Here is a 24055-nt window from a genome sequence, read left to right on the forward strand (position 1 = left end):
TATGTGTTCTATTAGATATCGGAATGCGTAACTAAGGAAATATAAGATGAGCCTAAAGAATTGGCATAACATACATCATGACATCGCCAATTGACTCAAAAGAGGTTTTTAGAGAACTCGCAGATGTAATGGCAAGCAGTGGCTCTAAAAACTTTTATCAAAAGCTTGTTCAGAAACTTGAGCAATTGCTTCAGGTTGACCATGTATTGCTTGCTTCTGTTTCGTCAGACGGAACAGAAGCAAGCACTATGGCGGTAACCTCTCACGGTAGAATAATCAACAACTTCACTTTTCCTCTGCAAGGCACTCCATGCTTTGAATTGCGCTCCGACGAGCCGGCGTTATGTAATGGCGGTGTTCGGCAGAAGTACCCCCATGACGAAATGTTAATGGCACTGAATGCTGAGAGTTTTCTAGGTATGGCGATTCTGGACAATGAAGGAAATCGTTTGGGCGTGTTGTCGTTACTGCAAAACTCGGAAATGACCTGGCCCGACCTAGGCCGAGAAGTGCTTCGCATTGCTGTGGCGCAGATTAGCGCAGAAATGGTTCGCTACCGCAACGAGCAAAGAATTCAGCAGTTGGCTTATGTAGACCCTTTAACTAAGTTACCGAATCGAACCGCATTTCATGAATTCTTAAATGACACTTTGTTTAAGGCGAGAAGTAAAGACGAACAAGTAGGCTTGCTCGTTACCGATATACGTAGGTTTAAAGAAATAAACGATACCCATGGACATAGAGCAGGGGACAAGCTTCTATCAGCGGTTTCAATGCGACTGCAAAGCCTCATGGGAGAAAAAGTTTTTCTTTCACGACTGGCGAGTGATGAGTTTGCGATTGTTTTAACGCAAAGTTCAATAGACGAAGTTGAGGATGCGATTAAACGCGTTAAAACAAGTTTCTCTGACCCTTTTGCGGTAGGGGCAAGACGCTTTTCTGTGGAAACTAATATAGGCGCGGCATTATTTCCAAACGATAGCTTTGGCGCAAGTGAGTTGCTTCAACATGCTAGTATTGCGTTAGATGAAGCTAAATTGCTGAGCATAGAACACTGTATATACAACGTTGAAATGGCGGAGAAAATTAAAAGAAAACAAAATCTTTTAAATAAACTCTCCGAAGCTATTCGTACAAACAAACTAGAGCTCTATTTCCAACCGCAATTTTGTTTAAAAACAGGAAAGGTAAAAGGGGCGGAAGCGCTTTGTCGCTGGTTCGACGATGAATTAGGGCACGTAAGCCCAGTAGAGTTTATTCCTTTAGCGGAAGAAAGAGGCCTTATTCGAGAATTGGGTGCTTGGGTTGCGCGAGAAGCTTCAGAGCAAATGATGCGTTGGCAGCAGGAAGTTGGCGATATTTCTTGGATGCTTTCTATCAATCTTTCTGCTCAGCAATTTAACGATTATCGCATTGTTGAAGAAATGAAAGATTTAACTCAGTGCGCAGGGCACGGAAAAATTATGCTCGAGTTAACCGAGTCAGTCATGATGCGCGACCCTGAGCAAGCGGTACAAACTTCTAAAAAGCTACACGATGCAGGTTTGGCAATGGCTATCGATGACTTTGGTACCGGGTACTCTTCGTTAGCCTACTTACAAAAGTTACAACTGCATGAAGTGAAAATCGACCGTTCGTTTGTGCGCGACATTGATAGCAATGAGCAGAATCATTCTATTGTGGTCGCTATTATTGCGATGGCGAAAGGCCTTGGGCTATGGACTGTCGCTGAAGGCGTTGAAACCAATGAAGAAGCTGACACTCTGAAAAAGCTAGGCTGTGATTACGTTCAAGGGTATTATTTTGGTAAGCCTGTAGATGCTGATAGCTTTTTCAAACTTTGGTTAAAAAGCTAACGCCGGTTTGGTTGTCTCGATAAATAAAAGATTAAAGAGAGATTATTATGAGCTTAGGTCCGGTTATTTTTCTCGTGGCACTTCCTGTTGCCTTTATTGCACTTCTCGCATTTTGGTTGATTCATGGTATTCGTAAAGCAGAAGCTAAGCGTAATGCCGAGCATAATTCCAAGAAAGACAGTTGAGGCTTAATTCGCCATGCCTCAATGCAAAAACTGTAATGCGGAACTTAAAGGACAATTTTGTTACCAGTGTGGGCAAGACACAGGCTCTCCTATTCGCAACGTATTTGGTATTGTCGGGGAATATTTAGGCGAAACAGGAAATTTCGACGGTCGCTTCTGGCGAACCATGATTCCGTTATTTATTCGCCCAGGCTTTCTTAGCAATGAGTACGTAGTTGACCGTCGGGCTCCCTATGTTCCACCACTCCGACTCTACATTTTTATCTCGATTTTTGCGTTTATCGTATTTAATGCTTTCGTTGAGCGCGTAAATTTCGAAGTGAATGGAAATCCTCAAGATATTCGTGCTGAGCTTGAGCAGCAAGGTGTGTCAGACGAAGAGGTGTTGCAACAGTTAGATGAGCTTGATGAACAACAAGAGAACATGCAATCGCTTCCAGAACTCATTAACAACCTTGAGCTTCCCTTTTTAAAAGAGGTTGACCAGCAAGCATTTGAAGCCAGAATGGCTCGTTACGCGGACGACCCAAGACTGCTAGTCCATAAGTTTCTGTCGGTTGCACCGCAGCTCATGTTTATTGCATTACCCCTATTTGCCGCCGTATTTAAATTGATGTATTGGCGAAGTAACCGTTATTTTATGGAGCACTTAGTTCTTGCGCTGCATACACACGCCATAGTGTTGCTTTTAATCAGCTTAATCATTGTGTTTTCGATGATGCAAAGCAGTATGGAAGCCAGTTGGGGTGAAGGTGTATGGCTATATCCGCTGAGTTGGATGATTGGCCTTGTATGGCTTTGGATACCTATTTATGTGCTGATGGCGCAAAAAACGTTTTATCGACAGGGTTGGGTGAAAACAATAACCAAATTTTTTATCAGCAGCCTAGTGTGGTGGTGCATTATGTCGACCTTGGTGCTTGTTGCTATATTAAGAAGTGTGCTGTTTGATTAAACATAAGGTTTAGTTATGCGAATTGTATTTCTAGGCGGTGCGGAAACGGTAACAGGTTCTAAATATTTACTTGAAACAGAATCTACGCGGGTACTCGTTGATTGTGGCATGTTTCAAGGATATAAGTGGCTAAGAAAACGTAATTGGCAACCTTTACCTTTAGGTATCGAAAACGTTGATGCGATTGTGCTTACCCACGCACACTTAGACCATTCAGGGTTTATACCTGTACTCTACAAACATGGCTTTCGTGGACGTGTATTTACGCACCCTGCAACAGCCGCGTTGTGCGGAGTGCTGTGGCCCGACTCAGGGAAAATCCAAGAAGAAGACGCCAAGTTTTATAAAAAGCATCGCTTAAGTAAGCACGAGAATCCGGAACCGCTCTATGACGCCGCGACAGCAAAGCAGGCGCTTAAACTCCTTGAGCCCGTCGATTTTAAAGAGCAATTTCAAGTAGGGGATATCCATTTCACCTTATCGCCGGTAGGACATATTTTAGGTGCTGCGAGCATTGTGGCAGAGCATGGTGGAAAGAAAATTGGTTTCTCTGGCGACGTGGGTCGATTTGATGACATTATGATGTACCCCCCAGAACCACTTCCTGAATTAGACACTTTGTTATTAGAGTCGACGTACGGTGACCGTTTGCATGATAAGAATGACCCTTTTGAAGTACTTGAGGAAGTTGTAAAAAGCACAATGCAACGTGGTGGTGTGCTGCTTATCCCTAGCTTTGCAGTAGGCAGGGCACAAGTATTGCAGCATATGTTAGTGTCACTGATGGAAGAGGGCCGCATACCCCGGGTTCCGGTGTATCTAGACAGTCCAATGGCTATTGATGTTTCGGGTATTTATCACCAATTCCATCAACACCACAAGCTGTCATCTTCTGATTGTTCACGGGCGAGTCAGTTTGTGCAATACACGCACTCAGTGAAAGAGTCTCAGAGCATTGCGGAGCAACAAGGACCGCATATTATTATTGCTGGCAGTGGTATGGCGACCGGAGGGCGAATTCTCCATCACTTCAAACATTGGTTAGCGGACCACCGGTGTACCGTATTGTTTTCTGGGCACCAAGCTGGCGGTACTCGAGGCGCAAAAATGCTACAGGGCATGGACAGTATTAAAGTTCATGGCGAATGGGTACCCATGAAGGCGGAAGTTAGAGAGCTTGGCGGATTGTCTGGGCATGCAGATTATCAAGAGTTATTGCGCTTTTTAAAACAGTCGCAGTTTCCGAAGAGCTGTAAAATTCAGTTAGTTCATGGGGAGGCGGATACGTTAGAAACATTTCGCGACTTTTTAAGCCAAGAAACTCAATATGACGTGGATATTCCGGGATATATGAGTATTTTGCATTTGTAACGATTCGTTATTACTCGGATAAACATTTTCCAAATTAAAGACATTTAGTATGAAAAAGCAGTATTCCCATGCGTCGACGCATGAAGTGGTTAATCAGCCTCCTTATTTAGAACATTACAATTCATTTCTTGCCGATACGGCGCTACAAGAGAGTATTAACCTTGGTGACGCCAATTGGGCATTCGACGACATTGCTCGTTTCGGCTTAGAGTCTGCGAGTGCCGAGCGCATTGCATTGGGTTTTGATGCTAATCATTACAAGCCGGAATTGAGAACCCACGATCGCTATGGCCATCGTATCGATCATATTGATTTTCATCCTGCGTATCATGAGCTTATGGAAATCGCGATATCTGAAGGGCTGCATGCCAGCCCCTGGCGCGAACCTAAACAGGGTGCTCATGTAGCGCGTGCTGCCAAGTATTACTTGCACACGCAAGTGGAAGCCGCACATGGTTGCCCCATTACCATGACATTTGCCGCAATTCCGGCATTACGCCACCAACCGGAACTGCTCGACCGTTTCGGTAAGAAAATAATGGCGAGCGAGTACGATCCAAGCAACAAGCCGGATAATCAGAAAAAAGGCTTAACGGTTGGTATGGCTATGACCGAGAAGCAAGGTGGTTCAGATGTTCGTGCTAATACAACACGAGCTTATCCCCTAGGCCAAAGTGGCCCGGGTCAGGCTTATGAGTTGGTGGGTCATAAATGGTTTGTTTCAGCGCCAATGTGTGACTTGTTCCTCGTGCTCGCGCAAACTGAATCTGGTGTTTCATGTTTCTTAGTGCCACGTTGGACTCCTGAGGGTGAAAAGAACCCGTTACAGATACAGCAACTGAAGGCTAAGTCTGGCAACGTCGCTAACGCATCATCCGAAGCAGAATTGCGTGGTGCGTTAGGTTGGATGGTCGGTGAAGAGGGCCGAGGAGTTCGCACAATTATTGAGATGGTGGCGACAACCCGTTACGACTGCATGATAGGTTCTTCGGCAGGTATGCGCCAAGCTGTGGTGCAAGCAGTTCACCATTGCCGGTATAGAAGTGCCTTCGGGGATAAACTCTCGCAACAGCCATTGATGCAAAACCTGCTCGCCGATTTAGCCATTGAAAGTGAAGCTGCGTTGCAACTGACTATGAGAATGTCCCGTGCTTTTGACCAAGCTGACAATGAGCGCGAGAAGCTTTTAGCAAGGGTCGCAACACCAGTGGGCAAGTATTGGATATGTAAACGTACCCCTAACCATGCCTATGAAGCTATGGAAGTTATCGGCGGTATGGGCGTTATGGACACTCATATTACCTCGCGGTTGTACCGAGAAGCCCCAATTAATGCGATTTGGGAGGGGAGTGGCAATGTACAGTGCTTGGACATTCTGAGGGTGATGCAAAAATCTCCAGATGCGGTTCAGATCTTCTTAGAGGAAGTGGCGCTAGCGCGAGGTGAAAATCATCTATTCGACGCTCACCTAAAGGCGCTACATGCCCAATTAAAGCAGCTTATGAGTGCGAATCCGGTGGAAGTGCAATTACAAGCTAGAAGATTAGCTGATGATATGGCCGTGGCGTTACAAGCTAGCCTGCTGCTGCGGTACTCCAGTGCGGAGATATCTTATGGATATTGCGCTTCAAGATTGGGTCAAAGGGCAGGTCATAATTATGGCTGCCTGCCTTCTGATGTTCAGTTCCAAGCTATTTTAGAACGTTCCTTTACTCACTCTTGAGAGCATTGAGTTGAACGTCCATGCGATCAGTTGCCGTGTCTAATGCGGTGCTGATTGTCATAATATGCTGAGCAAGCTTGTCTAGCTCTTGAGTCGCATCGTTAATGGCACTGATATTTTTGGTGATCTCTTCACTGACTTGATTTTGCTGCTCTGCCGCAGACGCCACTTGGAAGGCGTTATCGTTGATTCCTTGAACCTGTACGGTGGCTGAATTGAGCCTGTCCGAAGCCTTTTCTGCTTCACTCAGGGTAACGGCAACACGTTCTCCACTAGCGGTAATGAGTTTTAGCGTGGAACCTACTTGTCCCTGCAAAGACTCAATTAATGTATTGATTTCTTCAGTTGATGTGCGGGTACGTTGTGCTAAGGACCGCACTTCATCAGCTACAACGGCAAAGCCGCGACCTTGTTCTCCAGCTCTCGCAGCTTCTATTGCAGCATTCAATGCCAATAGGTTCGTTTGTTCTGAAATCGCGTCTATGGTTTGTGTAATAGAGGTAATTTGGTCAGTGCGTTGGGCTACTTCAGCAAATTCTTGATGTGCGCGTTCAAAGTCCTCGGCTACTCCTCTAAATTCACTCACGGTGTGATTTACAAGATCATTTGCTTCCTTCAATGAGCCTGTACTTTGCTCCGCACCTGCTGCCGTGTCGCTCGCCAGTGACGCAACTTGATCTGCTGTCGAGCTCATTTCTGTCATTGCGGTAGCAACTTGTTGTACTTGGTGACTTTGATTTTCTGTGGCTCGGGAGGCGTCATGGGAAGCGGCAATCATTTGTTGGCTTTCATGTCGTAATTTGCCAGAGACGTCTTTAAGTGTATTGACCATCTCTTTCAATTTGCTAGTGAAGGCGTTAAAACCACTAGCTACATCGTTTAATTCTTGATGAGTAGAATGATCGAGCTGGCGTGTAAGGTCTCCCTCTGATCCCGACAGTTCAGTCATTATTTCTGCGAGGCGAACCAATGGATTAGTAGACGCTCGAACCCAGAAAAACACTAAAGCAACAAAGGCAGCCATTAGTACTACAGCAATGGCTAATAACGTTGCTGCTGTTGCGTTACTTTCGCTTTCCAAGGTTTCCGCTAACTCTGCTAAAGGTGCGAGAGCAACAGATTCAGGTATGGCAACCACTATCCACCAAGAAGTTCCAGACGCCTCAATATTGATAGACTGACTTACTACGAAATTGCCATTAATTCTCTGTAAACCAACGTCCGCGTTGAGCATGCGGCTATAATCCCCGTTTACGCTGTCTAACGATTGACCCAATGAGTCTGGGTGTTGATTTGAAGCCAGTAAGAATCCATTTTCAGAGACTAAATACAAGTCACCACGACCCCGATAAAAGTCTTGTGATTGGTTTACCAAACGCTGTTGTAAAACAGGTAAGTTGATATCGGCACCGGCAATTCCTCGAAACTGATTGTTAATGACAACGGGGGTTACGATTGAGGTTAATAAAACTTCTTCGCCTGGTGTAATTTCATATAGGTAGGGCTCAATTAGACATGGTTGCTTACTTTCTAAGCTACAAAGGTACCACTCTGCCTCACGAAAGCCTTGCTCTGTTAATCCTGTTAAATACTTTTCGCTATTGTCTTCAGTTTGCACAAAATAGGCTTCGCGGTCGCCGTCGGCAACCCAGTATATATCTAGTGTACCCTCATCTGAGCTATGCTCGAATTGCAGACCGAAATTTTGATCATTGCCGTCGTAACCGTTCCTTTCATATTGAGTATAAATCGAACTGAGTTGCGGATTTGCGTAAAGAATATCTCGCGCGATGAACTGAAGCTCTTCACGTTCAAAGGGATCTCGACCAGAACTATTTCCTACTGCGCTTTCCTTGGCTATCGATGCCAAAGTAGCAGTTACAGCGAATCCATGATTAATAAGCGTCGCAGTGTCTAACGCGAAATTAGCTGCAGTGTCCGAGAGTGAGGAGGAAACCATCTCTTCAAGAGGGGGAGTAACTTGTTCTACGGCTGCTTGTCCACTTTTAGACATAGCCCACCAGCTGTATAAAGTAAGCGAACCCATGCTGAATAGGAGTATTAAAGCTGCCCCGAGGGTGAGTTTAAAACGGAGAGTGTTTGTTTGCATATCAACTCCTGAATCAAGCCACATAAAGGACTCGCAAAATACTATTTGTAAACGCTACGGCTGAAAAATAACCGTTTAAGTATAGAGTAAAGCATTAAATTCTTGTTTGTACGAACTTTTAATCGATATTTCAGTACAGTTCGTTCAAATACGCTGAAAATGAATTCATTTGCTCTGTTAATACGTTATCGACTAAAGGCGCAAATTCTTGCATATTCGTTGTTGGGTAGCCGTCTGCGATATATGTCACCTTCACCGTTTGTGTGCGAAACTCAAAAGTAAGTGCTCCGTTTAAACCCATACCTTTTAACGGCCCGAGACCACCCGTAAACATGATTTTATGACTAGGATCGACGAAGCTAACCATCATGTGTTCAGCTTGCTGATCACCGTTTAATTCGCAAAAACAACCTCCAGCGCGAGCTTCTATGGACAAGTTTTCGGAGTTCCCGAACCACGTGTGGCTACTCAACCACCACTGGGCAATGTCGTTCACAAAATGGTGATAGGCTACTTCGGGGGTTGTATCAATGGCTTGGTTGATTTCAAGATGAAAGCCGCTTTCAGAAGAGGATTTAACCTCTGCTACGCTGGGTAATGGCAAGTATAAACCTGTGAGAACAGCTACTATTGCTGTTGTATAAATGAGCTTTTTCATAAGACCTCTTCTCATCTGCTTAATGAAATTGTTTTATCATAGTTCATCGCTTAAAAAGTCTACTAATTGCCTAACTTTGGCTGAAAGGTGACGGTTTTGTGGGTAAACCGCCCAGATACCGTCCTCAGCGACGCGGTTTTCCTCTAATAATGGAACAAGCTTTCCACTCTTTATGTGCTGCTCTACGTAATAATCAGGCAACTGAGCTAACCCCATGCCCTCAAGCGCTGCTTCAACGAGCGCGATACCGCTGTTGCAGCGTATGTTTTGCTTACCTTTCACTTGTATTTGATTGTGTTGTTTACTGCTGACACGCCAATATCCCAAGCTACCATGCAAGCAAGAATGTTGCTCCAAGTCTTTTACGCTCAACGGTGTTCCGTACTGTTCTAAATATGCTGGCGAGCCGACTATGTATTGCTTGCGAGTGGTCAGTTTTTTAGCGATAAGCGACGAGCTTGCAAGCGTGCCTAAGCGTATTGCAAGGTCGTAACCTCCTTGCACAAGATCGAGCTGTTCGTTCGTTAAGTTTAAGTCAAGGCTAACTTCTGGGAACTGTCGCATAAACTTGAAAAGTAACGGTGCTATTCTGGTTTCTCCATAGTACACAGGAGCGGTAATTTTAAGTTGTCCTCTAGGTGTAAGCTGGAACGAAGAAATAGCACGATTGGCCTCTTCAAGACTGTCTACAAGATGGCGGCAGTGTTGTAAATAAACTTGACCCTCTTCAGTAAAACTTACAGAGCGTGTGGTGCGATATAAAAGCTTGAGATTAAGGCTTTGCTCTAGCTCAGCTATATGTCGAGAAACTTGCGCAATAGAAACCCCTAAAGCTTTTGCTGCGCGCGTAAATGAACCGTACTCGGATACTGCCACAAGCTCCTCTATACCCGTCCAAGACTTCATAGGTTACCTTTGTCTTTTATTTCAAATATGCAAAAGTGAATTTTAATAACTGGCATTATATTCTAGATGGAAATAATTAAAATAGAGCTACACTAAATAACCTAGTTGAACCTAGGGTATGAATGAAAAGGGTAAGTATTATGGAAACAATAAAGACAAAAGCAGCAGTTGCTTGGGGACCTGGCGAACCGTTAAAGATTGAAGAAGTTGATTTGCAACCTCCTCAAAAAGGTGAGGTTTTAGTTCGCATCGTAGCGACCGGTGTTTGTCACACTGACGCTTACACGCTTTCGGGCTCTGATCCAGAAGGTATCTTCCCTTCAATCCTAGGTCACGAAGGTGCTGGTATTGTTGAGGCTGTAGGTGAGGGTGTAACTAGCGTTGAAGTGGGTGACCATGTAATTCCACTTTATACACCGGAATGTGGCGAGTGTAAGTTCTGCACATCAGGAAAAACCAACCTTTGCCAAGCTATTCGAACCACTCAAGGTCAAGGTTTAATGCCCGACGGCACGACTCGCTTTTCTATAGACGGCCAGCCTATTTACCACTACATGGGTACTTCTACATTTGCTGAACACACTGTCGTTCCTGAAATTGCTTTGGCAAAAATTAGTAAAGACGCTCCCTTGGAAAAGGTATGCTTACTTGGTTGTGGTGTAACCACAGGTATGGGTGCTGTAAAGAACACCGCAAAGGTTGAAGAGGGCGATACGGTTGCTATCTTTGGCCTGGGTGGTATCGGTTTGTCGGTAATCATTGGTGCAGTAATGGCAAAAGCTTCTCGCATCATTGCTATCGACATTAATGACTCTAAGTTCGAAATAGCCAAACAGCTAGGTGCAACTGAATGCATCAACCCAAATGACTACGACAAGCCTATTCAAGAAGTTATCGTAGAGATGACTGACGGCGGTGTAGATTACTCGTTTGAGTGTATTGGTAACGTGAAAGTTATGCGCTCTGCTCTAGAATGTTGTCACAAAGGTTGGGGCGAGTCTGTGATCATAGGTGTTGCTGGTGCGGGCGAAGAAATTAGCACCCGCCCATTCCAGTTGGTTACAGGTCGCGTTTGGCGTGGCAGTGCATTTGGTGGCGTTAAAGGTCGCTCGCAGCTTCCAGATTATGTTCAGCGTTATATGAACGGTGAGTACTCGCTAGACACATTTATTACTCATACAATGAAACTAGAAGACATTAATGAAGCGTTCGACTTAATGCATGAAGGTAAGTCGATTCGTAGCGTAATTCACTACTAGAACGGATTGTTTATGCAAATCGTTGACGAAAAACGCGTATTTGGTGGCCGCCAAATACGCTTCGAACACAATTCAAATACCTTGAACTGTACGATGCAGTTCTCGGTGTTTTTACCTCCGCAGGCAGAATCGCAGGAAGTGCCTGCGCTTTATTGGCTGTCAGGTTTAACCTGTACAGACGAGAACTTCTCGAGTAAAGCAGGCGCACAGCGCGTCGCTGCTAGTTTGGGTATCGCGTTAGTTATTCCCGATACTAGCCCGCGCGGTGAAGGCGTACAAGATGACCCAGACGGGGCTTATGACTTCGGTTTAGGTGCAGGCTTTTATGTAAATGCAACGCAATCACCTTGGAGCGAGCACTACCATATGTATGATTACATTGTGGAAGAGCTACCGTCGTTGGTTGAAGCTGAGCTGCCTATTAACGACAAGCGAGCGCTTTCGGGCCACTCTATGGGCGGCCATGGTGCATTAGTGATTGGTTTGCGAAACAGTGAACTTTACACGTCGATTTCAGCGTTCAGTCCGATCGTTAATCCAACGCAATGCCCATGGGGTGAGAAAGCGTTTAGCCATTATTTAGGCAACAATCGTAATGACTGGGAAGCCTATGATGCTGTTTGCTTGTTAAATCAGAAGCAAGGTAAAAATGTACCGCCAATCAAAGTTGACCAAGGTGATGCAGATAATTTCCTTGAAGAGCAGTTAAAAACTGACAATCTGATTGAAGCGTGCAAAGCAAATAGTGTAGCCGCAGATATTCAATATCAGGCTGGCTACGATCACAGCTATTACTTTATTTCCACGTTTATTGAGCAGCACTTGCGGTTCCATGCGCAAAACTTGCTGTAATTACCGTCGGTAACTGTATTGTGAGTAGGGTCGAATTTTGTCCATTCGGCCCTTTTTTCTAGAATTTTTAGAAAAAGAACTTGCGAGAATGCGTCTAAATTCTTACTATAGCCGCCGCTCTTCAGTAGCGTATTCTTGTCTAAATGTGTTGCGTCCGTAGCTCAGTTGGTTAGAGCACCACCTTGACATGGTGGGGGTCGGTAGTTCGAGTCTACTCGGACGCACCAATTTTCTCTCAATTTCCTTTACTTGAAGTTAACGTATATCTATTCAAAGATAGACGTCTTCCCGCTATCAACTATGGAAAGCATTATGCGCGTGAACAATCAGCAAGGTATTGCCAATTTGTGTGAAGTTGCGGTTCACCTAAGACTCACCATGCCTGAAAACGCCGCAACTAAGTTCGCTATTCGAACCGTACTTAGGGAGGCTATTAATAAATCTAAGAAAAATTATAAAGGCAATGTTAATAGGCATAATTGCTCTTATATTTCCGAGCGCGCAAGAGATGTATTCAAACAAGATGAAAAAGCGAAATTAATTGCAGAGCACATTGTTCCAGTCAGCCTTGCGTTAAGAGAGTTTGAGAACCTTTCGCCACTCACTTTGGAAAGCGCAGTAAGCCTTGTTTCAAAATACAGCACCATGGCGCTTATTACCCCAGAGGAAGACGACCAATTGAGAGCGTTAGGCTTGGTAAAGAGCATGCCCGACGATTGGGACGGTGCAAATGTATTCGCGCGTTACGATGTTGCAGGTATTGCTTTAAAGCGCTTGGTTCGCTAACCGGACAACCACTTTTAAACTTAGCGCCCGTACTTTACAGCCGATTCAAAATAAACCACACTAGCTCTTTGCTGCAATAACAACTAAAACGAAGGGCAAAATGCTAGACACTATTTCTTATCCCCGTAAACAACGCTTGGCGTATATCGACTTTTGTTTGCTATTTAAAGGTTCTATTTACCGCAATGACCTTATTGAGCGGTTTGGTGTAGGCTTGTCTGCTGGTTCACGCGACTTTAGTTTGTATAAGTCATTGGCGCCGCAGAATTTAGAATACGACACTGCAGAGAAGCGTTACTTTCAAACCGAACATTTTGAACCGCTATTTGAACACGACGCGAAGCGCACGCTGGTTAAGCTAGCTCATGACATCTCCGACGGCTTTGACGCTATTGGCGACGTTCACTTTCCTGTTGCGTCACCTTCGAATCTTAATGTTCCGAATATCTTCATTATTGCCAAGTTGGTACAAGCAATATTGGCAAGAAAGGCTGTTAGCGTGCATTACACCTCGTTGAGCAGCGGCAAAGGCGAGCGTGAACTCGTACCGCACTCTATTGTAGACAATGGTTTGCGCTGGCACCTTCGTGCGTATGACCGCAAAAGCGAGAGCTTCCGCGACTTCGTACTTACCCGTATTCACAGCGTTCACATTCACGAAAACATGAATGCTGAATCAGCCGACTATGAAGAGCAAGATTCCGACCATGAGTGGCAGCGCATGATCCCATTGCAGTTAGTACCGCACCCGTACAATGTAAAGCACAGTAAAGCCATAGAAATGGACTATGGTATGCAAAAAGGTGTGTTAAACATTGAAGTTCGCGCCGCTATGGCTGGCTACCTGCTGCGACGTTGGAATGTGGACTGCACCGAAGAGGGTAGTCTAGTGGGTGCTGAGTATCAGTTATGGCTTAGAAACCGAGTCAGCTTAATGAACACCAGTAATTTGGCGATTGCGCCTGGGTATGGGGTTAATTAAAGCTTATCTCCCTAATTTAATTACTTAGCACGGCTTTGCCTTATTCAGGGACTAAGCTTTGATGAATGAAGACAACGTTGAAAGGACTATTTATGAAAGTCATTTATTTTGCATTAATAATGGCGTTCCCATGCGTCGCGATTGCTAATACAGCCGATGAACTTGAGAATGTCGTTAATTCAAATATTAGGAGTTCTCAAGCTGAAGACGTGGAGGGAGCTTTAGGTCATGTTCATACTCAATCCCCGAATTACTTATCAACACGGGAAATTTTAAACAACATATTTGCGACATTTGATTTGCAGTACGACCTGATTGATTTTGTATTTGTAGCTGAAGAAGCTGAATACAGTTATGCTCGCGTGACTTATCGAGTTCAGAAAATAAGTGGACCTGCATTCCAGGATAATGAGTATTCTTCTCTTTGGGTTTTTAAGAAAGAAAAGGGCATTTGGAAAATATGGTCTGAAGCGCCTTTATCTGCTGTGTATTTATAAACTTTTAGAGACTTAGATTGAACTTAAGCAAGACAGAAAGAATAGAGGAATCGGTATGAAAATATCAGGGAAGTTTGAAGTAAACCTTAACCCGCTGGATAGTTTTGCTGAGGGGGTTGAAGGCAATACATTAGGACGCATGTCGATAGAGAAAACCTTTCATGGTGAGCTTTCTGCCACGAGCAAAGGCGAGATGCTTAGTGCCATGTCCCCAGTAAAAGGGGCTGCTGGCTATGTAGCGATAGAGCAGGTGATAGGGGAGTTGGCAGGCAAGCAGGGAAGTTTTGTGTTGCAGCATTTTGGCACTATGAACGGTGGTGAAGATAAGTTAATTCTGGAAGTGGTGCCGTGCAGTGGTACTGACCAATTAACAGGACTAATCGGCAGCATGGAAATACGTATTGAAGCGGGAGAACACTTTTACGACTTTGAATACTCAATAGGTTAGTTGATACCCTGCGCCTAAACTCTGAATGGGAGGGAATATGACTTCAGAAACTAAGAAAGCAGTGCTTTACCGTATGATGACGCCTGATCATCAATGTCCTTTTGGCTTGAAGACCTTAGATCTACTCCGACGTTCGGGTTATGAAGTTGAAGACCATCATTTGGCGAGTCGTGAAGAAATTGATGCTTTCAAGAAGCAGCACGATGTAAAAACAACACCGCAAACGTTCGTAAATGAGAAACGTATAGGTGGTTATGAGGATGTGCGTAACTACTTGGGTAAACCCTTAAAAGACCCGAATGCCACTAGCTACCGGCCCGTAGCAGCTTTATTCGCGATGACAGCGTTGTCGGCTTTCACGCTTAACTATGGCTTTAACGACAGTTGGATTTCGATGCAAGCTGTAGAGTGGTTTATCGCGCTTTCTATGGTGGTGTTGGCGTTGTTGAAGCTCCAAGACGTGGAAAGCTTTTCAAATATGTTTGTGAACTATGACCTAGTTGCACGTAAATGGGTACCGTATAGCTATATTTACCCCTACGCAGAGGGGCTCGCAGGCGTACTTATGGTTGGAGGGCTACTGAACTGGTTGTCTATTCCTATAGCGCTGTTTATTGGTACTGTTGGTGCATTTTCTGTGTTTAAAGCCGTGTATATAGATAAACGAGAGCTTAAATGCGCCTGTGTGGGCGGTGCTAATAAAGTGCCTCTTGGTTTTGTGTCGCTAACCGAGAACTTAATGATGATGGCTATGGCACTATGGATGTGGTTTAACCACGGTTGGTTTTAATTTAGGTAAACGCCTTAAATGAAAAGAATTATTCGCATCATACTTGCTTTAGTTATTGGCTTTGGAATTGTTAATGTTTTTAAGCCCTTGCCTGAAGGGTTAAATTTTAAAGGTGAAGAGCAGGAAGTAGAAAATGTCCGATTTTTAGCTGATCGTACGTTTGTGAATGCGCGCGGTGAACGCGAAATCCAGCAAGAAATTTTTGACGAAGTTCTAAATATGATTCGCCAAGCAAGAAGTATCATCGTTGTCGATATGTTCTTGTTTAATGACTATTTAGGTGCGCTAGAGGAAGAGCCTTACCGTGCGTTGTCGTCTGAACTAACAGCTGCGTTAGTTGCGCAAAAACAAAGGTATCCAAATCTTCATATCTCGGTTATTTCGGATCCCATAAACACTGTATACGGCGGAGCGCGCTCCGAGCATTTTGACCAGTTACGAGAAGCCGGCATCCAAGTGACTGTTACAGACTTAACACGACTACGCTCGAGCAACCCCATATACACAACTTTCTGGGCCCCATTTGTTTCTCCTTTTGGCAATAAAGAAGCAAATACAGTCCCCAACCCGTTTGGAGAGGGTGGAGTTTCTATTCGTAGTTACCTTGCCTTGCTGAACTTTAAAGCGAATCACCGTAAGGTCGTATTAAGTGATCATGAAGATACTTTGGTCGCCTTGGTTACGTCGGCAAATCCTCATGACGGCAGTAGCGCGCATGGCAATGTAGCACTGCAATTTAGTGGCGCTGCGGCGCATGATTTACTACAAAGTGAAATGGCGGTGTTGGATATGTCGAATGCATTTATTCCGATGTTGCACCTGCCAGTTCCCGAGCGCCCAGAATCGTCGACGAGTAACTCGGATACTACCGTGCAGGTTTTGACAGAAGGGGCGGTTGAACGTGCACTGCTAGAAATTATAGGCAACGCTGAACGCGACGAATGGTTGGACTTGGCGGTGTTTTACATGTCGGATCGTCATGTGATTGAAGCGCTTATAGAAGCTTCGCAAAGAGGTGTGAATATCCGTGTTTTGCTTGACCCAAATAAAGACGCCTTTGGCCGTGAAAAAAATGGCATTCCAAACCGGCCTGTAGCGCACGAACTAGTGAGCGAGGGAATCGCTGTGCGCTGGTGTAATACTCAGGGTGAACAGTGTCATTCGAAATGGTTGATGCACCGCACACGGGAAGGGCATGCAACTATGGTATTGGGTTCAACGAACTTCACTCGCCGCAACATGCATAATCTAAACCTAGAAACGAGTGTGGTTCTTCGTGGCGATAGCGAGCAACCCGCATTAGATTCCGCACATCAATGGTTTGAACAACGTTGGTTCAATTTAGATGGACACCAATATAGTATTGAATATGCCGTGTATGCCGACGATTCAAAGCTTAATCAACTTTTGTATCGCGTTATGGAAGCGACGGGTTTAAGTACTTTTTAGACGGATGTGCGTTGCGCCAATAAAAAAGGCTTCAGTTGAAGCCTTTTTTCTTAGTTGAATGACTCTCAACCTTAATTAATTTCAGAAACTTTTAACTGGCCTTGAATATCTTGCCCTTGATACAAACTGCCTACCCAAATTTGGTAAACCCCTGAAGGTGCTGATGAGAAGGAAATACCAGGGTCTATGCCATTGAAATCGTCGTTACAATGCCAGTTTCCGTTGCCGTCGTTGATGACCATGACTGCATCACCGCTATTTGCTTCATATGCGAAATTTAGTGCTCCGCCGTTTCCTTGCCAATTCAAGTAAGCTTGCGGTGAAGACATTACGTAGCCGAAACAGCTTCCAATATTTTGGCTAGATACGTCTACAGGGCCACCCGCAGGAACTTGTACTACGTGCGGGTCGGGCAGGAAACCTGGTTGAAGCTGCAGGTGAGTAGGTCCAATGCCTTCTAAATCATTGTATCTTTGGAGCACACTTAATTGTGGGGCAATGTTGTTGTTACGCTCCATCATTGCCAATTTGCTATTCGCATTTGACGACATGTCACGAATAGTCAGATTACCTTCGATATACTCGCCTTCAGAATAAGAGCCAACCCAGACATCGTATTGACCAGAAGCAGCGCTATTGAAGGTTAAGCCCGGATTTAAGCCCTCTAAATCATCATTACAGTGCCAGTTTCCGTTAGGGTCATTGACCACTATGACAGTGTCGTCGCCGGTGCTACTTGCAGTAAATGCAATGCGTAAATTAGAGCTTCCTGACCACTGTAGGCGAAAGTCAGGTGCTTCAGCAGCGTGCCCATAACAGCTACCGATATCTTGCGTGCTTAGGTCGACAGAGCCGCCAGCAGTTATCGATACAGAGTGGGGGTTGGGTTGAAAACCAGCGCTCAGGCTTTCTTCGCCGAAGTAAGGGTCTGCGCTGAAGTCTAATTGAGCACCTGATGAAGTAGAGCTCACGTTCTCACTAATATTTAGCTGGCCATTGAAGTAGTTACCAGAGGAGTACGTAGCAACCCAAATGTCATACTGCCCAGACGGCGCCGACTGAATATTTACACCAGGGTTCAAGCCATTCAAGTCATCGTTGCAATGCCAGTTGCCATTAGGATCATTTATCACAATGGTTGTGTCGTCACTGGTATTGTCTGCAATGAATGACAGGAATAAATCACTAGAACCACCTGTCCAGAACAATCTTACGTCTGGTGCTGTGGCTGCATAACCATAGCAATTCCCAATGTTTTGACTTGATACGTCAACAGACCCGCCAGCAGTGACAGCTACTGTATGAGGGTCGGGTAAAAAGCCTTCTTCTAATGTGACTGTGCCAAATGTTGGCTCGGCACTAAAGTCTAGGTCTCCGGTCGCAGGTACTGGGATCCCGCCGTTGTGCTGACCATCGTTGCTAATCACGATTTGACCTGGGTGGAAGTCGCCTTCGCTAAAGCTTCCTACCCACACGTTGTATTCACCGTCTGCTGCATTAGTGAAATAAACAGCCGGATCAAACCCTGAGTCGTCGTCGTTACAATGCCAGTTTCCGTCTGGAGCACGAATAATCATGGTAGGGTCTGACTCTTGACCTCCACTTGATTGGAATGCAACTTTTACAAGCTCCATAGGCGAGGTAAGTGTAAAGCGGTAATCAGGCGCTGTTGCTGCATAGCCAACGCATGATTCACCCAAATAGTTGGCATTGGCTTCACCGCCAGAAGTTATGCCTGCGGTATGTACTGCTGTAACTTGCATTGGAGTTAACGATACGCTTCCAAATCCGGGCTCTGCGGTATGATCTAACGCGAGCTCATTCTCTTCACGGTATGTAACCCAGTCGGTTTCCATTTGCTCTTCGTCGTTCATGAGTGCAAGAGCAAAAGGTAGGGCAAGCAAATTACCTAGGCGTCCGCCTGTTTCGTACTCTTGAACAACGCTAGTAGGAATACCAATGAAGTTGCCGTCAGTGTCTACTGCTAAACCACCGCTGTTGCCTGGCGACATTTCCGCACTTGTTCTATACCACATAGGTAAACGCATGCCATTCAGCTCCCCGTACTGAAGGGAAGCGATACTTCCGTTGGTGTAAACCAATTCATTGTCGCCAATACCTGGATAACCAAAAATAGCGATTTCAGCACCACGACTTAGCTCTGCGTTAGGGTCTAAAATGACAGAGGGTAAGTTAAACCCATAGTCACCAGCGCGTAACTTTTGAATATTGAAAGGCTGTAATGTAGAGACATCTGCTTCTAAATCGTCAGGATTTAGTTCGTGCGTAAGCTCGAGGTAGGCAAAGTCGTACTCCATTGAAAAGCCACGAAGTTCGGCACGAAATAGAGGTTGCGCTGTTTCTGTAACGTCTACCAGAATACCTATGTTTGCTTCTGAAAAGTTTTCGACGACATGTCGATTGGTAACCACTAGGGCCTCGTTATGAAGCACAATGAGTGTGCCAGAACCTGAACCGTCACCTACTAATACTTGAACTGCAGCACGAGAGAGTTCGTCGATATCGTAATTAACACTCTGTGCTTGAGCCGTAGATGTTGGATTTACAAAGGTTACAAATAATGCGAAAAATAGAATTATGCGCTTCACAGCCGATCCTTACTGACGATTTGTTAGCTTTATAATTGATAATGTAGCGAAATATGGCGGTTAGGTATAGTGGATAATAGTTATAGTGGTTCGAATAAGAGCTAATTAGGGCAAGATATGGGACACCACCATCATCACGATATAAAAGCAGATGACGACAAAGCATTAGTTCGAATGGGCTGGGCGTTTTTCCTCAATTTGGGTTTCACCATTATTGAGTTTATCGGCGGTGTGATTACTCAAAGCACGGCTATTATGGCCGATGCGGTTCATGATCTTGGTGATAGCCTATCGATAGGTAGTGCCTGGGTATTACATAAGTTAGGGAAGAAGAATCCCACTAGAAAGTTTACCTATGGCTATAAGCGTTTAAGTTTATTCGGCGCGTTATTGAATGGCGTTATTTTAATTGTTGGTTCGGTATGGGTTTTATTTCAGGCTATCCCTCGTTTTTCAGAGCCCCTCATGCCGAGCGCCCCAGGTATGATTATTTTGGGAGTGTTAGGTGTAGCGGTGAATGGCTTGGCCGCATGGAAATTACATGAAGGTACAAGTTTGAATGAGAAAGTGCTGAATTGGCACTTACTTGAAGATGTTCTCGGTTGGGTTGCTGTGTTGATTATTGCGGTAGTGATGTATTTTACCGACTGGTGGTTTCTAGACCCTGTTCTTTCGATTTGTTTCACGCTGTTTATTCTCTTTAATGTACTTAAATATTTAAAGCAAACGCTACACCTTTTCTTTCAAGGTAGCCCAGACAAACAACTAATGGGTGACATTGAAAGTGCGATCGACAAGATTGAAGAGGTTACTGACAAACATCATCTTCATTTATGGTCGTTAGATGGTGAGCAGCACGTATTTACCGCTCATTTAGTCGCGCAAGTAACTTCTATGGCTCATTATACAGAGATTAAACAGAAGGTAAGTACTGCCCTAAAAGGCTTTCAGCTTGCGCACACAACGATTGAAATTGAAACCACAGAAGAGAGCTGCCGCGATGAGTAATTCAGTTGCGCGCGCTTTTCGTTTACCTGAAATGCTAAAAGCTTGGCTCAAGTTTTTACCTCGTGTGCCTCGCTTCGTGGTGGCGAATATACAACTGCTCAGCAAGCGCAAACATCATTTAGGCTCTACTGGTCAGTTACTTGAACAAAGAGCACTCGCTAAGCCCAGTGATGTTTTTTTAAGGTTTGAAGACCAAGCTCATAGCTATGAAGAAGTGAACAGGCGCTCGAACAATATTGCTCATTATTTAAAGGCGCAAGGAATAAGCAAAGGCGATACCGTAGCGGTTATGTTCGAGAACACGCCGGAATTAGTCACCACTATTTTCGCGTTAAATAAGCTAGGTGCAATTGCCGCGCTCATGAATTACAACCAGCGTGGAGAAATACTCAAACACAGTTTAGATACGGTCAAAGCACAGTCGGTAATTGTTGGTGAAAATTGTATAACAGGATTTGAAACGGTTTTACCGCTGTTGGAAATAGATGAAGCTTACGGAAATTTCCCTATATATTGGCTTCCTGAAGATGCCTGGAATAGAAGCATTCGGCACTCTAAACCACAACAATTCACAAACCTTCTGAAAGCGGCTGAAAAATATCCGGACACTAACTTGGCAGAAACGCACCAAGTTAAATTAGGAGACGAGTGTTTTTATGTCATGACGTCGGGGACGACTGGGCTACCCAAAGCAGCGGCTATGACTCATTTACGCTGGTACAAGGCTGGTTTAGCATTTGGCAAAATGGCTCTAGGCTTAAAGCGTTCTGACACCCAATATTGTTGCTTGCCTTTTTACCACAACACCGCACTTTCTATTGCATTGAGTTCCTGTTTAATTGCGGGAGCTACGCTAGCTATCGGTCGTAAGTTCAGCGCCAGTCAATTTTGGCAAGAAATACATCAGCACCAAGCGACATGCTTCACTTATATCGGAGAGCTCTGCCGCTATTTACTCAATCAGCCGGTAAGTCCTTTGGAAGCAAACCATAATGTGCGCGCGGTTATCGGTAACGGTTTAAGGGCTGAGCTTTGGGATGCATTTGAGTCACGTTTTTCTATACGCCAAGTTTGTGAGCTATATGGTGCAAGTGAAGGAAATATCGGTTTCGTGAACGTATTTAATTTAAAGCGTACCGTTGGATTTTCTCCGTTGCGTTATAAAGTCGTACGCTTTGATACCCGCTCTGAAAGGCCTGTGGTGAATGCGCAAGGGCGATTACAAGAGGTAAGCAAAGGTGAGGTTGGACTGCTCTTAGCCGAAATTTCGCCCAAGTCGCCTTTCGACGGTTATACCCACAACCCGAAGGCAAACGAGGCAAAAATTATAAAAAATGCTTTTAAGCGTGGTGACCGATGGTTTAACTCGGGTGATCTTGTGCTGCACCAGGGATTTAAACATGTGGCTTTTATAGACCGTGTTGGAGATACGTTTCGTTGGAAGTCTGAAAATGTAGCGACTACTGAAGTGGAAGCTTACTTACAAAAAGCGCAGGGTATATTAGAAGCCGTAGTTTATGGTGTGAAAGTACCGCACGCAGAGGGGCGAGCGGGTATGGCGTCTATCGTGATCGACAAAGCTCAGCAGTTCAATCCAACTGAGTTTTACCACACGATAAAGCAATGGTTACCTGATTATGCATTGCCTTTATTTGTGCGTCTCTGTTCTCAGGTAGAAAAAACAGCGACTTATAAAGTGATGAAAAGTCACCTAAAACTTCAAGGGTTCCAACCAGCCCATGACAACGAGCCAATTTACGTTTTGGTCGACAAAAGCAAAGGCTATCAGCGACTAGACGCGGATCTATTGAAAAAAATTGAGTTAGGTCAAATTCGTTTTTGAATTTAGTTTGATTATTAATTGAAAGGCGTTAGGATCGCAAATATAACGAGTGTCTAATATTTAGGTGGCGAAAACCATCGACACGGGTTTTCAATGCTAGGGAGTAAAGATGAGTAAAACTTACCAAGTCGAATCGTTTTTAGACCAAGATAGTGAAACTTGGAGTTATGTAGTTTCAGACTGCGCAAGCCAGAGTGCGGTGATCATAGACCCTGTACTAGATTTCGATAATAAGTCTGGTCGCACAGAGACAACCGGCGCTAAAAAAATTCTGGAATATATTGAACGCGAAAATCTGAAAGTAGAGTGGGTATTAGAAACGCACGCGCACGCAGACCATTTATCTGCGGCTCCATTTTTTCGCGAGAAACTCGGCGCAAAAGTAGGTATAGGCGCTGAAATTAAACAGGTCCAAAAGATATTTAAAGATGTTTTTAATTTAGAGAAGGAATTCTTACCCAATGGTGCGCAGTTTGACCGTTTGTTCGAAAACGGTGAAGTACTAACAGTCGGTGAGCTTACATTTAAAGTCATGCATACGCCGGGTCATACGCCAGCAGACTTGGTTTATATAGTTAACGACGAAGCAGCTTTTGTGGGGGATACTCTATTCTTACCCGACGTTGGAACTGCACGTTGTGACTTCCCTGGAGGAAGTGCGAAAACGCTGTATCACTCTATTCAGAAAATTCTCGCTTTGCCTGAAGCAACATCGATATATGTTTGTCACGACTACCCCACAGAAGGGCGAGACCATCAATGCGTCACTACTGTAAAAGAGCAGGCGAAGCATAATATTCACGTAGGTAATGGGGTTAGTGAGGAACAATTTGTTGAGAAGCGGGAAGCGAGAGACGCAACACTTGCGATGCCACGCCTGATTTTGCCGTCCATTCAAGTGAATATTCGCGCGGGGAATATGCCACCTGCTGATGACAAGGGGAATGTGTATTTAAAGCTGCCTATTAATCAGCTCTAAAATACATAGCTACACGGCAACACCGACAAGGCTTCCGATTACGGCTGTAACTACCATAGCTAATACGCCCCAGAACAAAACACGAAGTGCGCCTCGAACAATTGAGGCGCCGCCAAGCCTGCCTGCAACCCCACCGAGAACAACAAGGCCGAAAGCTGTTGCGAGTGAAACTAATGGAATAACGAGTTTTGGCTCTGAAAGCCACAGAAACAAAATGGGTAGCCAAGCCCCTAAGCTAAAGAGTAACGCAGAAGTAATTGCGGCTTGAATCGGTTTAGCGGTGGATATTTCTGTTAAGCCAATGTCGTCACGTGCATGAGCTGCAAGAGCGTCATGCTGTGTTAGTTCTTGTGCGACTTGATCCGCTAGTGGTTGCGACAAGCCCCTTTGTTGGTAAATAAGGCTAAGCTCTTTACGTTCCTCTTCAGGGTTTTCCTCTAACGAGCGGCGCTCAATATCTAAATCAGCCTTTTCTACATCTTCTTGCGACTTTACAGAAACATATTCACCTGCCGCCATAGACATCGCGCCAGCGGCCCAACCTGCGAACGCAGCAAGCATTATATCGGGCTTGTTGGCACCTGCTGCTGCCACACCAAGAATTAAGCTTGAAGTAGAAACAATGCCGTCGTTAGCACCTAAGACAGCGGCGCGTAACCAGCCTGCACGATGAGAGCGATGTTTGTCGTTATGTGGTGGTGTAATTTGGTGTTGCATACTGGGCTTCTACATTGGCTATATTGTTGCTAGCTTAACACCAAGAATGCATGAAGTGCATAAAGAAAAGGA

The 24055-nt window shown here is 44.8% G+C and carries 21 protein-coding genes and 1 tRNA gene; 17 read left to right on the top strand and 5 right to left on the bottom strand.

The window, feature by feature from the left end:
- The first annotated feature begins 77 nt into the window (after positions 1–77).
- The 5 genes from DQX04_RS01310 to DQX04_RS01325 are packed head-to-tail and all read left to right on the top strand — an operon-like array spanning position 78 to position 6090.
- On the top strand, positions 78–1856 hold the full coding sequence (locus DQX04_RS01310) for a bifunctional diguanylate cyclase/phosphodiesterase (RefSeq protein WP_111913996.1): 1779 nt from the start codon (positions 78–80) through the stop codon (positions 1854–1856).
- Between the two features lie 47 nt (positions 1857–1903).
- Positions 1904–2041 carry a hypothetical protein gene (locus DQX04_RS12450; RefSeq protein WP_165831911.1) on the top strand — a complete coding sequence of 46 codons (138 nt, stop codon included), beginning with the start codon at positions 1904–1906 and terminating at the stop codon, positions 2039–2041.
- A 13-nt stretch (positions 2042–2054) separates the two neighbouring features.
- Complete coding sequence (locus DQX04_RS01315) at positions 2055–2996, top strand: DUF3667 domain-containing protein (protein WP_111913997.1); 942 nt, start codon at positions 2055–2057, stop codon at positions 2994–2996.
- 15 nt (positions 2997–3011) lie between these two features.
- Positions 3012–4367 carry an MBL fold metallo-hydrolase RNA specificity domain-containing protein gene (locus tag DQX04_RS01320; protein WP_111913998.1) on the top strand — a complete coding sequence of 452 codons (1356 nt, stop codon included), beginning with the start codon at positions 3012–3014 and terminating at the stop codon, positions 4365–4367.
- Between the two features lie 49 nt (positions 4368–4416).
- Positions 4417–6090, top strand: a complete 1674-nt coding sequence (locus DQX04_RS01325; RefSeq protein WP_111913999.1) for an acyl-CoA dehydrogenase family protein — start codon at positions 4417–4419, stop codon at positions 6088–6090.
- Here the strand turns inward: DQX04_RS01325 and DQX04_RS01330 are convergent.
- From DQX04_RS01330 to DQX04_RS01340, 3 genes are all read right to left on the bottom strand, one after another.
- Entirely contained in the window at positions 6077–8104 is a 2028-nt protein-coding gene (locus tag DQX04_RS01330; RefSeq protein ID WP_165831912.1) for a methyl-accepting chemotaxis protein, read from the bottom strand. The two genes, DQX04_RS01325 and DQX04_RS01330, sit on opposite strands and share 14 nt — an antisense overlap.
- 226 nt (positions 8105–8330) lie before the next feature.
- Positions 8331–8858, bottom strand: coding sequence for an SRPBCC domain-containing protein (locus DQX04_RS01335; RefSeq protein WP_111914001.1), 528 nt, complete (start codon positions 8856–8858; stop codon positions 8331–8333).
- A gap of 36 nt (positions 8859–8894) precedes the next feature.
- Complete coding sequence (locus DQX04_RS01340; protein WP_111914002.1) at positions 8895–9764, bottom strand: LysR substrate-binding domain-containing protein; 870 nt, start codon at positions 9762–9764, stop codon at positions 8895–8897.
- A gap of 140 nt (positions 9765–9904) precedes the next feature.
- On the opposite strand from DQX04_RS01340, the gene DQX04_RS01345 reads away from it, so the two are divergent.
- The 9 genes from DQX04_RS01345 to DQX04_RS01385 all read left to right on the top strand — a co-directional run bounded on the left by DQX04_RS01345 (position 9905) and on the right by DQX04_RS01385 (position 16827).
- Positions 9905–11023 (top strand): S-(hydroxymethyl)glutathione dehydrogenase/class III alcohol dehydrogenase, encoded by a 1119-nt coding sequence (locus tag DQX04_RS01345; protein ID WP_111914003.1) that lies wholly within the window; start codon positions 9905–9907, stop codon positions 11021–11023.
- 6 nt (positions 11024–11029) lie between these two features.
- Positions 11030–11875: an S-formylglutathione hydrolase gene (gene fghA, locus DQX04_RS01350; RefSeq protein WP_370443882.1), complete on the top strand. Its 846-nt coding sequence runs from the start codon at positions 11030–11032 to the stop codon at positions 11873–11875.
- Positions 11876–12025: 150 nt separating this feature from the next.
- Positions 12026–12102 (top strand) — tRNA-Val (locus DQX04_RS01355).
- An 85-nt stretch (positions 12103–12187) separates the two neighbouring features.
- Complete coding sequence (locus tag DQX04_RS01360) at positions 12188–12661, top strand: hypothetical protein (protein ID WP_111914005.1); 474 nt, start codon at positions 12188–12190, stop codon at positions 12659–12661.
- 100 nt (positions 12662–12761) lie between these two features.
- Positions 12762–13643 carry a WYL domain-containing protein gene (locus DQX04_RS01365; protein WP_111914006.1) on the top strand — a complete coding sequence of 294 codons (882 nt, stop codon included), beginning with the start codon at positions 12762–12764 and terminating at the stop codon, positions 13641–13643.
- Positions 13644–13735: 92 nt separating this feature from the next.
- Positions 13736–14140 (top strand): hypothetical protein, encoded by a 405-nt coding sequence (locus DQX04_RS01370; protein WP_111914007.1) that lies wholly within the window; start codon positions 13736–13738, stop codon positions 14138–14140.
- Between the two features lie 55 nt (positions 14141–14195).
- Complete coding sequence (locus DQX04_RS01375) at positions 14196–14588, top strand: DUF3224 domain-containing protein (RefSeq protein WP_111914008.1); 393 nt, start codon at positions 14196–14198, stop codon at positions 14586–14588.
- 37 nt (positions 14589–14625) lie between these two features.
- On the top strand, positions 14626–15378 hold the full coding sequence (locus tag DQX04_RS01380; RefSeq protein WP_111914009.1) for a MauE/DoxX family redox-associated membrane protein: 753 nt from the start codon (positions 14626–14628) through the stop codon (positions 15376–15378).
- 18 nt (positions 15379–15396) lie between these two features.
- The gene (locus DQX04_RS01385; RefSeq protein ID WP_111914010.1) at positions 15397–16827 is read left to right on the top strand and encodes a phospholipase D-like domain-containing protein; all 1431 of its coding nucleotides are present in this window, start codon (positions 15397–15399) and stop codon (positions 16825–16827) included.
- Between the two features lie 71 nt (positions 16828–16898).
- Here DQX04_RS01385 and DQX04_RS01390 read toward each other — a convergent pair whose 3' ends face one another.
- Positions 16899–19436: a serine protease gene (locus tag DQX04_RS01390; RefSeq protein WP_111914011.1), complete on the bottom strand. Its 2538-nt coding sequence runs from the start codon at positions 19434–19436 to the stop codon at positions 16899–16901.
- Positions 19437–19553: 117 nt separating this feature from the next.
- On the opposite strand from DQX04_RS01390, the gene DQX04_RS01395 reads away from it, so the two are divergent.
- The 3 genes from DQX04_RS01395 to DQX04_RS01405 all read left to right on the top strand — a co-directional run bounded on the left by DQX04_RS01395 (position 19554) and on the right by DQX04_RS01405 (position 23266).
- Positions 19554–20444: a cation diffusion facilitator family transporter gene (locus tag DQX04_RS01395; protein ID WP_111914012.1), complete on the top strand. Its 891-nt coding sequence runs from the start codon at positions 19554–19556 to the stop codon at positions 20442–20444.
- Positions 20437–22287 carry a long-chain-acyl-CoA synthetase gene (locus DQX04_RS01400; protein WP_111914013.1) on the top strand — a complete coding sequence of 617 codons (1851 nt, stop codon included), beginning with the start codon at positions 20437–20439 and terminating at the stop codon, positions 22285–22287. Before DQX04_RS01395 ends, DQX04_RS01400 begins: the two co-directional genes overlap by 8 nt.
- A gap of 109 nt (positions 22288–22396) precedes the next feature.
- The gene (locus tag DQX04_RS01405; protein WP_111914014.1) at positions 22397–23266 is read left to right on the top strand and encodes an MBL fold metallo-hydrolase; all 870 of its coding nucleotides are present in this window, start codon (positions 22397–22399) and stop codon (positions 23264–23266) included.
- Positions 23267–23275: 9 nt separating this feature from the next.
- Here the strand turns inward: DQX04_RS01405 and DQX04_RS01410 are convergent, their stop codons facing one another.
- Entirely contained in the window at positions 23276–23983 is a 708-nt protein-coding gene (locus tag DQX04_RS01410) for a VIT family protein (protein ID WP_111914015.1), read from the bottom strand.
- Positions 23984–24055 lie beyond the last annotated feature (72 nt).

Origin of the sequence: Aliidiomarina sp. B3213 (genome assembly GCF_003290085.1) — a bacterium.
Classification (GTDB): domain Bacteria; phylum Pseudomonadota; class Gammaproteobacteria; order Enterobacterales; family Alteromonadaceae; genus Aliidiomarina.